A 14,722-nucleotide genomic window follows, 5' to 3' on the forward strand; every position below is an offset into this window, starting at 1 on the left:
ATCATGGCTGTCCGGACCGCTGTCGCCACCCGGGCCATCCGGCCCGGGCTGCTCGTCACGATCGTCGCGCTACTTCTGGTAGCCGCGACGTTCGTGCCGTTGGGCTATATCGTGTCCACGCTCTTCAGCACCGGATTCCATGAGACCGCACAGCTGGTCTTTCGGCCCCGGGTCGGTGAATTGCTGCGCAACACAGTGAGTTTGGTGGTCATCACGGTGCCGGTCTGCCTGGTGCTCGGCATCGCACTGGCCTGGATCGTGGAGCGCACCGACGTACCGGGCACCGCCTGGTGGGGGCCGATCTTCGCGGCCCCGCTCGCCGTTCCCGCCTTCGTGAACAGCTACGGCTGGGTGAGCGCCTTCCCCTCGCTGCACGGATTGTGGGCGGGCGTGCTCATCGCCACCGTCTCGTATTTTCCGCTGGTGTACCTGCCCGCCGCCGCCACACTGCGGCGGTTGGATCCGGCCGTGGAGGAGTCCGCGCGGGCGCTCGGCTCCGGGCCCTTCGCGGTCTTCGTGCGAATCGTGCTGCCGCAGTTGCGATTGGCCATTCTCGGTGGCGGACTGTTGATCTCGCTGCACCTGCTCGCCGAATACGGCGCGTTCGCCATGATCCGGTTCCCCACCTTCACCACCGCTATCTTCGAGCAGTACCAATCGAGCTTCGCGGGAGCCGCGGGCAGCACCCTCGCCGGTGTACTGGTGGTGCTGTGCCTGGTGCTGCTGGCGGGTGAGGCCGCCGCGCGCGGCAATGCCCGCTACGCCCGCATCGGCAGCGGCGTACCGCGTGCCGCCGTCCGGGTTCGCCTGGGCTTCAACAGGATTCCAGTATTCCTGCTGCTGGCGGTCGCCCTGGTGATCGCGCTCGGGGTACCGCTGTGGACCATTCTCCGCTGGCTGCGACTCGGCGGCTCGAAGGTCTGGGATATGGCCGATATCGGTGAATCCCTGGGCCAGACAGTCGGATTGGCCGCCACCGCCGCCGTCATCACCACGCTGTGCGCCTTCCCGGTCGCCTGGATCGCGGTGCGCTCCACCTCCCGCTTCGCCCGAATCATCGAGGGCTGCAACTACATCACCAGTTCGCTGCCCGGCATTGTGATCGCGCTGGCGCTGGTGACGGTGAGCATTCGCTGGCTGCCCGCGCTCTATCAGACGGCCGCCACCGTACTGGCCGCCTACACGCTCATGTTCCTGCCGCGCGCCCTGGTCGGCGTGCGGGCCGGACTCGCCCAGGTGCCGGTGGGCCTGGAGGAGATATCGCAGGCGCTCGGGAAATCCCGGACCGTCACCTTCCTGCGCGTCACACTGCGGCTCACCGCGCCGGCCGCGGCCTCGGCGGCGGCCATGGTATTCGTCGCCGTGGCCACCGAGCTGACCGCCACGCTGCTGTTGGCTCCCAATGGAACTCGCACCCTGGCCATGCGGTTCTGGTCGCTCTCGAGCGAACTGGACTACGAGGCGGCCGCACCCTATGCGCTGATCATGATCATCGCGGCGGTGCCGGTCACATATCTGCTGTTCACTCAATCCAGGAAGGCGGCCGGGCTATGAGTCGTCTTGTCGTCGAGAACGTGTGCAAGACCTTCGGGGCGACCCGAGTGCTGGACGGCATCCGGCTCGAGGTCCCCGACGGCAGCGCCACCGCGGTGGTCGGCTCCTCCGGCTGCGGTAAGACCACGCTGCTGCGGGTCATCGCCGGGTTCGAGAACCCGGACTCCGGGGCGGTCACCGTCGGATCGGAAGTCGTTACCCGGGACGGGTTCTCGCTACCACCGCACCGGCGCAAGATCGGCTACGTGGCGCAGGACGGTGCGCTCTTCCCACATCTGACAGTAGGACAGAACATCGCCTACGGACTCGACGGCGGACTGGGCGGCCGGCGGCGACACCGGGCACAGGTGCGTGAACTGCTCGAAATGGTCTCACTCGGAGCCGATTACGCGGATCGGCGGCCCCACCAGCTCTCCGGCGGACAGCAGCAACGAGTGGCGCTGGCACGGGCCATGGCACGCAAACCCGATCTCATGCTGCTGGACGAGCCGTTCAGCGCCCTCGATACCGGATTGCGCGCCGCCACCAGGCAAGCCGTGGCCGATACGCTGCGCGCGGCGGGAATGACCAGCATTCTGGTCACACACGATCAGGAGGAGGCGCTGTCCTTCGCCGATCAGGTCGCGGTCATGTGCACCGGCCGATTCACCCAGGTCGGTACGCCCGAACAGGTTTACGCGGCACCTGCCGATCTGTTCACCGCCGGATTCCTCGGCGACACCGTGCTGCTGGACGCGATCCTGCGGGCCGATTCCGCCGAAACGGCTTTGGGTCGTATTCCGGTCCAGGCCGATGCCCCGGCGGGCGCTGCGACCGTCATGATGCGACCGGAACAGCTTGTGGCGCACGTGGTTTCGCTTGGCGATCCGGGCTGCGCCACCGTGCGCGGGGTCGAATTCCGGGGCGCGGACGTCATGCTCACCCTGGCCCTGGACGGGCGGGCCGAACCCATTCAGGTGCGCCGCGTCAGCGTGGCCGCGCCGACGGTGGGGGATCGGGTCGAACTCGAAGTCCTCGGTGCCGCAGTGGCATTCACCTCCGAGCAGTGCGCGGCCGCTGCCGTACTGAACAATGGAGTACCCCGCACGGTCACCGCACGGGATGCTCTCGCCGTCTGAATCGTCGTGCACTCAATAGGTGATGGCGCGGGCTCGGTTATCGGTGGTGAGCAGCGTACTCACGGGGGTGCGCAGCAGTGTGGCCATGATCTGTCCTCGACAAGTGTTGCCGCCCAAGGGGCGAGATCGAACGGTCGGGACTATGACCACCGGCACGGCGCGAATGTGACAGCACCACGTGCCCTCGGGCGCGCTGGCCCCCGGGGCGCGGTCGGACCACTTATATTGACGCGGGGGCGAATTGCCCCGGTTCGACCGAAGGAGTCCCGGTGCGCAGCACGCTGTTCGTCATGTCCGTCATCGGCGCGGCAACCGTCATGGCCCCGCCGGCCTCGGCTCAGCCGCCCGCCGGGGACTCCGCGGTGAAGGTACAGACCGTGTACGGCGTCGAACAGTTCCCGATCGCGGGCGTCACCGCCGATGTCACCCCGTGCGCGGGTGGAGCGGCCGCCGCGACCGTCACCACCGGTATCGACGGCAGTGCCACCTATATCGGCGGCTCCGGCTGCTACCGCGTCCAGGTCGCCACCCCGTCCGGGTGCGCCCTCGACGGCGATCCCGCCCAGCAGGTGTCCGCGGTCCCCGGAATCACCCCGATCGCCACCTTCCGTTTCCGCTGCGCCTAGCGAATTCGGTCCTTCGCAACAATCCGGCCGGTCACCGACGGGTGCGCACCGAGCCGGGTCATGGGCAAAGTCACTGCCCTGACCTACATGCTCATTTGCTGTTAATCTCGCAAACAGTTAGCTGTTCGTTCTACCGAAGCGCGAGAAGCGTTCGATCACCGGTGAAAGGGTGACGAGATGGGCGCGAAGTTCGCGTTGGTGCAACCCGTAGGCGTGACTGCGATGCCTGATATTCGTCGGTATACGGGAGTTGTCGAGGCCACCTCGGCATTCCTGGGCGCTGTGATCGCCGGGTTGTTGCTGATGGCCCCGCTCGATCTGGCTTGGGCCGATCAAGGGCCGCTGAAGCTCGATCTCCTGATCCTGAATATGCCGCGCGCGGCCGCCGCCGGCGCGATGTTCGCGGTAATCGCCGCGGCGCTCGCGGTGGCGCTGGGCCGGCGCACCGCCTGGATCGCCGCCTTCGGCAGTGCCGTGATTCTGCTCGCCGATCACGTGTGGAGTCTGAACGACGCGCTCACCGAATCGCTCGTCACCGTCAATTACGTCGACTCGATCTTCGGCGGCATTCTGCTCGGTGCCCTGGCCGTCGCGGTCTTCGGCAGGCCCATCGCCACCCCCGCGTTTCTCATCGGCGCACTGTCCAGCATTCTGATCGGTGACCTCACCTCACTACCCACCTCGAGCGGATCCGCCGGTTCACTCGTCGAATGGGCGGCGAGCGGGACTCCGCCGCTCTGGATGGTGGCGCTCGCGGTGCCGGCTCTGGCCGCGGGCGCGGTTATCCAACGCGCGGAACCGAAATCGGAGGAAGCTGACGGCGGGGACCTGCCCATCGGCCCGATCCTTTCCGCGCTGTTCCTGGTCGGCTCGACAGCGGTATCGACCGAGTGGTTGGTCAAACGTTCCGCGACGCCGATGGAGATCACGCTGGTCGCGGCGGGCATGGTGGCCGTCGCGGCGCTCGCGGCCCTGCTGCTGCCGGGGCGCGATGGCGCGGTGGTGCTCACGGCGGTGGCCGTGGCCAATTCCGGCAGCGCCATCATCGCCGTTCCGCGTCCCGACTGGAGTGCGCCGCTGCCGCTGTTCGCGGTGGTGGCGGGCTACTACGCCGGGCGCAAATGGGGCTCACCGCTGATCGGGCTGTTCGGTTCGGCGGCGCTCGGCGTCTTCGCCGCGTTCACCGCTGGGCTGGGACGCGCCGATGCGATTGTTCCGCTACTCGGCATCGCCGCGGTGGGTGCGCTGCTGGGCTACTGCTTCGCGGACGCGGCGGATTCACGGTCGGCGGTGAGCACCGTCGTGGCCCTCGCGATGCTACTGGTGCCATGTCTCGTGGTCGCCTTGCGCGGCAGCAGCTTCGCGCGGGTCGCGTATTCGCCGCGCTGGTACCGGGATCCGACGGGCGTGACATCGGCTGTACCCGGCTGGGTTTCGGTGGCGATCAGCCTCGGCTGTGTCGCCGGTCTGGCGCTGCTGTACCGGCTGCGGCCGCCCGGTCACCTGCCGAAGCGGCCGTCCACCCAGTTCAGCGCGTCCGTGTAGGACGCCTCCAATACGCCCCGATGATCCACCCCGGGGTAGGTGCGATATTGCACCGGCTGACCGGCCGTCCGCTGCTGCACCACCATGGCATCGGTGGCGAGCGCGGGGACCGTGGTATCCGCGCGACCCTGCAGCACCAACAGCGGCTGCGTGAAAGTCAGTGTGCTGGGGTCGTTTTCATTCAGGACGCGGGTGAGGGCGCTCATATCGCCGGTGGGGGAGAAGACCTCATTCGCCGGAATGCCGCCCCACTCCTGCGAATCACGTAGCTGCGCAATGCATCCGGAGTCGGCCAGCGACACCATGGACGCCGTTCGCGGGGTGAGGAAGCGGGTCGGATCGATATCGGCGACCGTCTGCGCACCACGAATGATCAAGGGCAGGAACGAAGTCGAGCCACCGAGGACCGGGGTCAGGACATTCGAGACACCGATCGCCGTCGCCATATGCGAAGCCTGCAATCCGATGCCCTGGTGTGAAGCCGGAGCCAGCGCCACCGCCCCCAGCAGCTGCAACTCCGGCGCCCACTGCTGTGCCTGCGCATCGGAGAACACCGCCGCCTGGCCGCCCTGGGAATGCCCCATCGCCACCCAGCGGGTGCCGATCTCCGGATCCACTTCCCTTGCGGCCCTTGCCATATCGGTGACCGCGCGCTGCTCCGCCGGCCCGATCAGATAGCCGTGCGGGCCGGGCGTACCCAAGCCCTGATAGTCGGTCTGCGCGATGGCGTATCCGGCGGCGATCCACTGCGCCTGCACCTTTCGCACCAGCGAGGTGTAATCGTGCGCCGGGAATTCCGCGGAGGTGTCCTTCGAGGGGGCGCAGGTGTCGGCCACCCCGGTGGTGCCGTGCGCCCACGAAATCAGCGGCCACCCACCCGGCGGGGCATCCCAATCCGGCACGGCCAAGGTTCCCGATACCGCCACCGGATTCCCCCGCATATCCACGGATCGGTACAGCACCAGGTAGTTTCGGGCGCCGGCCACGCCCGGATCCCCATTGATCGGCCGCAACTGGATCACCGATCCGTGCGTGCCATCCACCCGATCCGCCGGTGGGGTATAGAAGGCCGCCACTTCGGCCGCTTCATCCGCGATCGGATCGGGCAGCACCGGCGTGGCCTGTCCGGGCGCGCCCGCTATCAACGTTCCGGCCAGCCCCGCCAGCGCCGCGCCCGTGATCAGTCGGGTTCGCCACACATGTCGCCTCTGCGGTAGGTCTCCGCACCCCTCCTGGATGTCCGACATTCCCAAAAGATACCGGTCTGTCCGGATATTCGGCCGCAAGGCAACACACCCCAGCGAGTGTCAGCTTCGCCTCTCTGGACGGCCTGACCAGTCAGTCCAGCGCCTTGACCGCCGAAGCCAGCAGGTAATCGAGTGGCAGCCGGAGGCCGTCGAGGCCGGGCTCGGCCCGTTGCTCGACGAATCGGCATAGCTCCCGGTGCAATTCGTCCCACCGGCCCGCCGCGGTCAACCGATCCCGCTCGCTCACGATGTGACCCGCCGTGCGCACCAGGAAATCGGCAGCCTCGCCGGAAGAGGAGAAACACAGCGTAATCCGCTCGGGCGTGGTGGCGGTGAGCCACAGCCGATGCGGTTCGAGGAGGTCGGCCAGTGCGGCGGGATCACCCCAGCGACTGGGCGGGCCGCTGCTCGCGGGTGGTGGCGGCAGATAATCGCTCAGGACCTGCCCCATCGCGGGCATCGTGCTGCCGGGTATCCACGAGGCGAGTACAACCCTGGCGCCGGGAGCGGCGACCCGCGCGAGCTCGCGGGCGGCGACCGAATGATCGGTCGCGTACATGACACCGAACACGGACAGCACGACATCGGCGGAGCGATCCGGAACCGGCAGGTCTCCCACCTCTCCCGGCACCCATTCGACTTCGATTGCCGCACTTCGGCTTCGCTCACCTGCGAGCCGCAACAGCTCCGGCTCGAAATCGATGCCCACCACCTTCGCGCCGCGCTCCGCCGCCAGCAAAGCCGCATTACCGGTGCCGGTCGCCACATCGATCACCCGATCACCCGATGTGATGGCGGCCGCGTCGACAGCGGCCACGGCCGCGGGCCGGAGCTGCCCGGCCATCAGCGGGTAGTCACCGACACCCCACGTCGTCACCGAGTTGTCCACGATACGTCTCCTCAGATCGGAGACGCCCTTGATGTGCAAGCCGTAAGCGAGCGTGGCGGATCGAACCCGTCGCAGCGTCTCTCGCCCCGGCCCCGCCAGTTTACCGAGCGGCACAGCCCAACCGATCGAAGCCACGGCCAATTGCACAGGCCCCCAACAGATTTGCCCGGACGGGCGGATTCGGCCGCGGAACGAGTAAGGCCCCGATCGGCGAATGCCGTTCGGGGCCTTACTTTCCGGTGCCCTCGGCAGGATTCGAACCTGCGGCCTTCTGCTCCGGAGGCAGACGCTCTATCCCCTGAGCTACGAGGGCGGGGGTGGACCCGCTCGGACTTCTCGACTTTCCGAGTGGGCTGGGAAAGCGTATCGCATTGCCTGCGTTGCGCCAAAAAGGTGGGTGGACCGGGCGTTTTGAGGCGCCCGGGCCATTACGTCAGTTGAGGGGGAGGGGGGTCGCGTGGCGCTCGGTGAGCATTTGGGTCATCAGTTGGGCTTCGCTGGATTGGGTTTTGGCCATGGATTCGGCCAGTGAACGGACCACATCGACCTCGGCGCGCTGAGCGGCGTACTCGATCATGGGCATACCGCCCTGATGATGGCGGAGCATCAACTGCAGGAACATGGTGTCCAGCGCGGGGCCGGTGGCCAGGCGCAGGGCGGCGAGTTCGTCGGTGGAGGCCATACCGGGCATGACCGAAACCGGACCCGAATGTTCGGCGGTGCCGCTGTGATGATGCGACGACATATCCGTCATCCAGCCCATATAACCGCCGGTGGGCAGCAGCGGCTCATTCCAGAGTTGCAGCCAGGCCTGCATGCGGCCCGCCTGATTCTGCTGCGTGGTGAGGATGTCATAGGCCAGGCGCTTCACCGCGGGATCGGTCGAACCACTCAATGCCAGCGCGGACATCTCGACCGCCTGGGCGTGATGCACCGACATGTCCTGGCTGAAGCCGATATCCACCGCGCTCGGCTGCTGCGTCGAATCATGCAGCGGCTTACCCACCAGCAGACCCGCGGCGAAACCGACCAGCAGCACGGCGATTACACCGAGCACGATCAGCGCGGGACGCTGACTACGGCCGGTCGCCTCCACCGGATCGGCTGCCTCGGAATCGCCGGGCTCGTTCGCGTGCGACAAGAACGGTGGCATTACTGCGTCGGAGCCGGCTGCTCCGGCTGCGGCTCGTCGGTCGGGGCGGGAATGGCCGGGATACCGCCGGGCAGCGTCGGAATGCTGCCGGTCGCGTCACCACCGGGCAGCGACTGCAGCCCACCGGGCATACCCGGGATACCACCCGGAAGATTCGGGATACCGCCCGGACTCTGGCCCGCGCCACCCAGTTCGGTGGTGTCCTTGGTCAGGCCCTTACCGTCCAGCGGCACCGCGTCCGGGCCCGGCTTGGACGGATCGAACGGCGGCGGGTTCGCGGTATCGAAGGTCGGGTTCGCGCAGCTCGCACCGACCTCGGGGTAGGTGTTCGAGTTCAGGCGCAGGTCCTTGATGAACCGGTCCAGCCGGGCATCGGTGACACTCTGCAGCTTGAGCTGATGTCCCCACGCCTGCAACGAGATCGGTGTATCCAGGCCCGGGTACGGCGACATCAGCATGTACTGCTGGCCGTCGACCTTCTTCTTCAAGGTGTCGATGGTCGCGGCATCGACCTTGTCCGGGTTATAGGTGATCCACACCGCGCCGTGCTCCAGCGAATGCACGGCATTCTCCGAGCGAATCGCCTTGGCATACACATTGCCCATGCACGCCGCCCACGAACCATCATGCGGGCCACCGAACGGCGGCGCCTGGTCATAGGCCACGCGCTGCGTCGAGGCCACGTGCAGACCGGCCGGGTAATCCTTCTTCACCACGCCGTCGATATACGCGGAGGGATTCTTGATCTCCTCCTTGGCGTTGTACTTCGGCACCAGGAATGCGGCGATTCCGCCGATCAGCGCCAGGACGGCCACCACCGCGGCAATGGTCATCCACGGAATGTTCCGCTTCACGGGCAGCTTGCCCCCGGATCCGCCCTTGCGGTAGGAACCGGACGTTTTGCCCGCGGCTTTAATAGCCTTGGCCGACTTGGCACTGGTCCTGCTCGGCATAACTAGTTGTGCTCTCTTCGACGTGTTCGGACAATCAAGCGATGCGGCCGCATCGTTTGGTGGGCGCCTGCCCGTGAGGTGCCCGCGCGCGGCGTACACCTGCTCAGACCATAGGATAGTGACTCGTGACTCCAGCTGACCTTGCAGATCTCCTTCGCGCAACCGCGGCGAAGGTACTTGTCGAACGTGGATCCGACCCTTCGGTCCTGCCCGACGAGGTCAAGGTGGAGCGTCCCCGTAACCCCGAGCACGGTGACTATGCCACGAATGTGGCCATGCAGGTAGGCAAGCGGGCTGGAATGAACCCGCGCGACTTTGCGAATCTGCTCGCCGCCGCGCTCGGTGAGGCCGAGGGTATCGAGGTCGCCGAGGTCGCCGGACCGGGCTTCCTGAACATCCGCCTCGCCAAAGCCGCGCAGGGCGCGATCGTGGAGAACATCCTCACCGCGGGCGCGAACTACGGCACCGGCGACGCGCTGGCCGGGACGAAGATCAACCTGGAGTTCGTCTCCGCCAACCCGACCGGACCCATTCACCTCGGCGGCACCCGCTGGGCCGCCGTCGGTGACGCGCTCGGCCGCATTCTGTCCGCGCAGGGCGCGGAGGTCACCCGCGAGTACTACTTCAATGACCATGGCGCGCAGATCGACCGCTTCGCCAACTCCCTGGTCGCCGCGGCCACCGGTCAGCCGACCCCGGAGGACGGCTACGGCGGCGCGTACATCAAGGAGATCGCCGACACCCTCGTCGCCGCGAACCCGGGTGCCGCCGACCTGCCCGAGGGCGAACGGCACGAACTGTTCCGCCGCGAAGGCGTCGAGCTGATGTTCGCGCAGATCAAGCAGAACCTGCACGACTTCGGCGTCGACTTCGACGTGTACTTCAACGAGAGTTCGCTGTTCGCCTCCGGCGCGGTCGAGCAGGCCATCCAGACGCTCAAGGACTCGGGCAAGCTGTACGAGAAGGACGGCGCGTGGTGGATCGCCTCCACCGAGTACGGCGATGACAAGGACCGCGTCGTTATTAAAAGCGACGGTAATTCGGCGTACATCGGCGGCGATATCGCGTACTTCCAGAACAAGCGCTCGCGCGGATTCGATCTCTGCATCTACATGCTCGGCGCGGATCATCACGGCTACATCGGCCGGCTGAAGGCCGCCGCCGCCGCGTTCGGCGACAACCCGGACACCGTCGAGGTGCTCATCGGCCAGATGGTGAATCTGCTCGCCGGCGATGTGGCAGTACGCATGTCGAAGCGCGCGGGCACCGTGGTCACCCTCGACGATCTGGTCGAGGCGATCGGCGTGGATGCCGCGCGCTACTCGCTGGTGCGCTCCTCTGTGAACTCCAGCATCGATATCGATCTGGACCTGTGGACCAAGCAGGACACCGAAAACCCGCTGTACTACGTGCAATACGCGCACGCGCGCACCAACAACATCATCGGCAACTCCGCCGCCTTCGATTTCGCCTCGGTCGCACCGGATTTCAGCGCGATGACCGCCGATCGCGAAGGCGCGCTCATCCGTACGCTCGGCGAATACCCGCGCGTGCTGTCCACCGCCGCCGAGATGCGCGAACCGCACCGGGTAGTGCGCTACCTGGAAGAGCTTGCGGGCGTGTACCACCCGTTCCAGTCCGATAAGGAGATGCGGGTGCTCCCCATGGGAGACGAGCCCGTCACTCCCCGTAATGCCGCTCGCCTCGAGCTGGTCAAAGCCACCCGTCAGGTCCTCGCCAACGGCCTCGGCCTGCTCGGCGTCACTGCCCCGGAGCGTATGTAGATGAGTGCCCACCCCGCCGGTCCCCGTCACGCGGATATCCCGCCCGCGCAGAATCTGCCCGAGCGGCCGGAGAATTCGGCGCAGATGATCGAGCTGCCCGCGAATGTGTGGCCGCGCAACGCCTCTCGCGATGCCGACGGCGTCGTACACCTGGCCGGTGTGCCGGTGCACGAGCTGGCCGCCGAGTACGGCACCCCGCTCTTCGTCATCGACGAGGACGACTTCCGTTCGCGCTGCCGCGATATGGTGCGCGCCTTCGGTCCGGACGCGCGAGTTCACTACGCCTCCAAGGCTTTCCTCTCCGCCGAGATCGCCCGCTGGATCCGCGATGAGGGCCTGCACCTGGATGTGTGCTCCGGCGGCGAGCTCGCCGTAGCACTGCACGCGGGCTTCCCGGCCGAGCGAATCGCCTTGCACGGCAACAACAAATCGGTTCCGGAGCTGGAGCTCGCGGTCGCGCGGGGCGTCGGCCACATCGTGCTCGATTCGCTCATCGAGATCGAGCGCCTGGAGGCCGTCGCCAAGAGTGCCGGCAAGGTCGTCGAGGTGCTGGTGCGGGTCACCGTGGGCGTGGAGGCGCACACCCACGAGTACATCTCCACCGCGCACGAGGATCAGAAGTTCGGCTTCTCCATCGCCAGCGGCGATGCCATGGAGGCCATTGCCCGGGTCTTCGAATCCGACAATCTGAAGCTGGTCGGTCTGCACAGCCATATCGGCTCGCAGATCTTCGAGATCGACGGTTTCGAGGTGGCCGCGCGCCGCATGCTGCGCCTGCTGCACGATGTCATCGACAAGTTCGGGGTGGAACGCACCGCACACATGGCGACGCTGGATCTCGGTGGCGGCCTTGGTATTTCGTACCTGGCGAGTGACGATCCGCCGCCGCTGGACGAGTTCGCCGCGAAGGTCTGCGATCTGGTCGCGGCCGAGGCGGCGCAGATCGGACTGCCCAAGCCGCAGATCGCGGTCGAGCCGGGCCGCGCCATCGCCGGACCGGGCACCGTCACCCTGTACGAGGTCGGCACCACCAAGGATGTGGTGCTGGACGCGGGCGCTCGCCGCCGCTATGTCAGCATCGACGGTGGTATGAGTGACAATATCCGGCCCGCGCTGTACCAGGCCGAATACGATTGCCGCCTGGTGTCGCGCTCCAGCGATGCCGCTCCGGTGGTCGCTCGGGTGGTCGGAAAGCATTGCGAGAGTGGGGATATCGTCATTCGCGATACCTGGCTCCCGGCCGATGTCGGCCCGGGTGATCTGGTCGCGGTGGCGGCGACCGGCGCGTACTGCTACTCGATGTCGAGCCGTTACAACATGCTCACCCGGCCCGCCGTGGTCGCGGTGCGAGACGGTAAGGCGCGCTTGATCCTTCGTCGCGAGACGGTGGAGGACCTACTCAGCTTGGAGGTGAAGGCATGACCACCACGGCAAGCCGTGAAAAGGACACTGCAGCCAAGACCGGCGTGTGGGGATCGGATCATCCCATCGGGATCGCGGTCCTGGGGATGGGCACGGTCGGCACCGAAGTGGTTCGCATCATTCGCAACCAGGCCGAGGACCTCTGCAATCGCGTCGGCGCGCCCGTCGTACTGCGCGGTGTCTCGGTGCGCGATCTGAGCAAGGACCGCGGTATCCCGGCCGAGCTGCTCACCACCGACGCCGAAGCACTCGTCGCCCGCGACGATGTGGACATCGTGGTCGAGGTCATGGGTGGCATCGATCCGGCCCGCAAACTCATCAAGACCGCTCTGGAAGCCGGCAAGTCCGTGGTCACCGCCAATAAGGCGCTGCTCGCCGACCACACCGGTGAACTCGCCTCGGCCGCCGAGGCGCACCGCGCCGACCTGTACTTCGAGGCCGCCGTCGCCGGTGCGATTCCCGTTGTGCGCCCGCTCATCCAGTCGCTCTCCGGCGACCGGGTGAACCGTGTGGTCGGAATCGTCAACGGCACCACCAACTTCATCCTCTCGGCCATGGCCGAGACCGGTGCCGCCTACGCCGACGTGCTGGCCGAGGCCACCCGCCTGGGCTACGCCGAGGCCGACCCGACCGCCGATGTCGAGGGCTACGACGCCGCCGCCAAGGCAGCGATTCTCGCCTCGGTCGCCTTCCACACCCGCGTGACCTCGGCCGATGTCTACCGTGAGGGCATCTCCAAGATCACCGCCGAGGATCTGGAAACCGCCGCCGCCGTCGGCTGCACCGTCAAACTGCTCGCCATGGCCGAGCGCGTCACCGACGAAGGCGGCAAGGAGTCCATCTCCGTGCGCGTCTACCCGGCGCTCATTCCGCGCAAACACCCCTTGGCCTCGGTCAGCGGTGCGTTCAATGCCGTTGTGGTGGAGGCCGAGAACTCCGGCCGCCTGATGTTCTACGGGCAGGGCGCCGGTGGCGCGCCGACCGCCTCGGCCGTCATGGGCGATCTGGTGATGGCGGCACGCAACAAGTTCTACGGTGGCCGTGCGCCGGGCGAATCGGTTTATGCTGAGCTGCCGATCGCCTCGATCGGTGACACCCCCACCCGCTACCACGTGAATATGCAGGTCGCAGACCGCACCGGCGTGTTGCAGGCGGTCGCGGGCGAATTCGCCAAGCATGGGGTCAGCATTTCGACGGTCCGCCAGGAAGGTCACGACGCGGGCGCTCGCCTGGTCGTGGTGACCCACCACGCGCGGGAATCGGACCTGGCAGATACCGTTGCCGCGTTGGCTGAACTGGACTCCGTCACATCCGTGACCAGTGTTCTGAGATTGGAAGGCACCGAGGAATGAGTACGACAGCGAGGGTGCACGCCCCCTGGCCCGGTCTGATCGCCGCGTACCGGGATCGACTCCCGCTCGGCGCCGACTGGGAGCCGGTCACGCTGTTCGAGGGCGGCACCCCACTGGTCGCCGCCACGCACCTCTCGGAGCTCACCGGCTGTGAGGTGTACCTCAAGGTCGAGGGCGCGAACCCGACCGGTTCCTTCAAGGACCGCGGTATGACCATGGCCATGACCGAGGCCAAGGCCAGCGGTAAGAAGGCCGTGCTCTGCGCCTCCACCGGCAATACCTCGGCCTCCGCCGCCGCCTACGCCACCCGCGCGGGCCTGCACTGCGCGGTGCTGATCCCGCAGGGCAAGATCGCCATGGGCAAGCTGGCGCAGGCGGTCATGCTGGGCGCCAAGATCATTCAGGTCGAGGGCAATTTCGACGATTGCCTGGAGCTGGCGCGCAAGGTCACCGCGGAATTCCCCGAGGTCGGCCTCGTGAACTCGGTCAACCCGTTCCGTATCGAGGGCCAGAAGACCGCCGCCTTCGAAATCGTGGATGTGCTCGGCAAGGCGCCCGATGTGCATGTGCTCCCGGTCGGTAACGCGGGCAATATCACCGCGTACTGGAAGGGCTACAGCGAGTACTTCGCCGACGGCATCACCGCTTCGCGTCCGCGCATGCTCGGTGTGCAGGCCGCGGGTGCCGCCCCGCTGGTCAATGGCGCGCCGGTGAAGAATCCGGAAACCATTGCCACCGCGATTCGGATCGGCGCTCCGGCGTCGTGGAATCAGGCCATGGCCGCCAAAGAAGAATCCGGTGGTGCGTTCCGCGCGGCCACCGATGACGAGATCCTCGAGGCGTACCGCCTGGTCGCCGGTACCGAGGGTGTCTTCGTCGAGCCGGCCTCGGCCGCCTCGGTCGCCGGTCTGCTCGCCGCCCGCAAGGAAGGCTGGATGGAGGCCGGGCTCACCGTGGTCTGCACCGTCACCGGCAATGGCCTCAAGGATCCGGACAACGCGCTCAAGGGCATGCCGGAGATCAAGCCGATCCAGGTCGACCCGATCGCCGTGGCCCGCGAACTCGAGCTGGGCTGAATT

12 protein-coding genes and 1 tRNA gene are annotated in these 14,722 nt (G+C 67.0%); 8 read left to right on the forward strand and 5 right to left on the reverse strand.

Annotated features, from left to right (window positions below; translation table 11 throughout):
- Positions 1–3 precede the first annotated feature (3 nt).
- From GFY24_RS16055 to GFY24_RS16070, 4 genes are all read left to right on the forward strand, one after another.
- Complete coding sequence (locus GFY24_RS16055) at positions 4–1,554, forward strand: iron ABC transporter permease (RefSeq protein WP_153805824.1); 1,551 nt, start codon at positions 4–6, stop codon at positions 1,552–1,554.
- On the forward strand, positions 1,551–2,672 hold the full coding sequence (locus tag GFY24_RS16060; protein ID WP_153805825.1) for an ABC transporter ATP-binding protein: 1,122 nt from the start codon (positions 1,551–1,553) through the stop codon (positions 2,670–2,672). The genes GFY24_RS16055 and GFY24_RS16060 overlap by 4 nt, the downstream gene beginning before the upstream one ends.
- Positions 2,673–2,941: 269 nt before the next feature.
- Positions 2,942–3,298, forward strand: a complete 357-nt coding sequence (locus GFY24_RS16065; protein WP_153805826.1) for a hypothetical protein — start codon at positions 2,942–2,944, stop codon at positions 3,296–3,298.
- Positions 3,299–3,520: 222 nt separating this feature from the next.
- Positions 3,521–4,843, forward strand: a complete 1,323-nt coding sequence (locus GFY24_RS16070; RefSeq protein ID WP_153805827.1) for a hypothetical protein — start codon at positions 3,521–3,523, stop codon at positions 4,841–4,843.
- Here GFY24_RS16070 and GFY24_RS16075 read toward each other — a convergent pair.
- The 5 genes from GFY24_RS16075 to GFY24_RS16095 all read right to left on the reverse strand — a co-directional run bounded on the left by GFY24_RS16075 (position 4,798) and on the right by GFY24_RS16095 (position 9,085).
- Positions 4,798–6,042, reverse strand: a complete 1,245-nt coding sequence (locus GFY24_RS16075) for a S9 family peptidase (protein WP_194852891.1) — start codon at positions 6,040–6,042, stop codon at positions 4,798–4,800. The two genes, GFY24_RS16070 and GFY24_RS16075, sit on opposite strands and share 46 nt — an antisense overlap.
- 139 nt (positions 6,043–6,181) lie before the next feature.
- Complete coding sequence (locus GFY24_RS16080; protein ID WP_153805829.1) at positions 6,182–6,979, reverse strand: class I SAM-dependent methyltransferase; 798 nt, start codon at positions 6,977–6,979, stop codon at positions 6,182–6,184.
- A 240-nt stretch (positions 6,980–7,219) separates the two neighbouring features.
- A tRNA-Arg gene (locus GFY24_RS16085) sits at positions 7,220–7,292 on the reverse strand.
- Between the two features lie 120 nt (positions 7,293–7,412).
- Positions 7,413–8,132 carry a DUF305 domain-containing protein gene (locus tag GFY24_RS16090; RefSeq protein ID WP_153805830.1) on the reverse strand — a complete coding sequence of 240 codons (720 nt, stop codon included), beginning with the start codon at positions 8,130–8,132 and terminating at the stop codon, positions 7,413–7,415.
- Positions 8,132–9,085, reverse strand: a complete 954-nt coding sequence (locus GFY24_RS16095) for a DUF3105 domain-containing protein (RefSeq protein ID WP_153805831.1) — start codon at positions 9,083–9,085, stop codon at positions 8,132–8,134. Before GFY24_RS16095 ends, GFY24_RS16090 begins: the two co-directional genes overlap by 1 nt.
- Positions 9,086–9,210: 125 nt before the next feature.
- Between GFY24_RS16095 and argS the strand changes: the two genes are divergently transcribed.
- Genes argS through thrC form a run of 4 tightly spaced genes read left to right on the forward strand, consistent with a single transcriptional unit; the run spans position 9,211 to position 14,719 of the window.
- Positions 9,211–10,869 carry an arginine--tRNA ligase gene (gene argS / locus GFY24_RS16100; RefSeq protein ID WP_309230913.1) on the forward strand — a complete coding sequence of 553 codons (1,659 nt, stop codon included), beginning with the start codon at positions 9,211–9,213 and terminating at the stop codon, positions 10,867–10,869.
- Positions 10,870–12,291 (forward strand): diaminopimelate decarboxylase, encoded by a 1,422-nt coding sequence (lysA, locus tag GFY24_RS16105; protein WP_153805832.1) that lies wholly within the window; start codon positions 10,870–10,872, stop codon positions 12,289–12,291.
- Complete coding sequence (locus GFY24_RS16110) at positions 12,288–13,643, forward strand: homoserine dehydrogenase (protein ID WP_153805833.1); 1,356 nt, start codon at positions 12,288–12,290, stop codon at positions 13,641–13,643. The genes lysA and GFY24_RS16110 overlap by 4 nt, the downstream gene beginning before the upstream one ends.
- The gene (thrC, locus tag GFY24_RS16115; protein ID WP_153805834.1) at positions 13,640–14,719 is read left to right on the forward strand and encodes a threonine synthase; all 1,080 of its coding nucleotides are present in this window, start codon (positions 13,640–13,642) and stop codon (positions 14,717–14,719) included. The genes GFY24_RS16110 and thrC overlap by 4 nt, the downstream gene beginning before the upstream one ends.
- Positions 14,720–14,722 lie beyond the last annotated feature (3 nt).

The organism is Nocardia sp. SYP-A9097, from assembly GCF_009649815.1.
In the GTDB taxonomy this organism is placed as follows: Bacteria; Actinomycetota; Actinomycetes; order Mycobacteriales; family Mycobacteriaceae; genus Nocardia.

Coding starts and splice junctions, on each gene's coding strand:
- GFY24_RS16055 (WP_153805824.1), top strand. CDS start 4: ATGGCTGTCCGGACCGCTGTCGCCACCCGGGCCATCCGGCCCGGGCTG.
- GFY24_RS16060 (WP_153805825.1), top strand. CDS start 1,551: ATGAGTCGTCTTGTCGTCGAGAACGTGTGCAAGACCTTCGGGGCGACC.
- GFY24_RS16070 (WP_153805827.1), top strand. CDS start 3,521: ATGCCTGATATTCGTCGGTATACGGGAGTTGTCGAGGCCACCTCGGCA.
- GFY24_RS16090 (WP_153805830.1), bottom strand. CDS start 8,132: ATGCCACCGTTCTTGTCGCACGCGAACGAGCCCGGCGATTCCGAGGCA.
- GFY24_RS16095 (WP_153805831.1), bottom strand. CDS start 9,085: ATGCCGAGCAGGACCAGTGCCAAGTCGGCCAAGGCTATTAAAGCCGCG.
- lysA (WP_153805832.1), top strand. CDS start 10,870: ATGAGTGCCCACCCCGCCGGTCCCCGTCACGCGGATATCCCGCCCGCG.
- GFY24_RS16110 (WP_153805833.1), top strand. CDS start 12,288: ATGACCACCACGGCAAGCCGTGAAAAGGACACTGCAGCCAAGACCGGC.
- thrC (WP_153805834.1), top strand. CDS start 13,640: ATGAGTACGACAGCGAGGGTGCACGCCCCCTGGCCCGGTCTGATCGCC.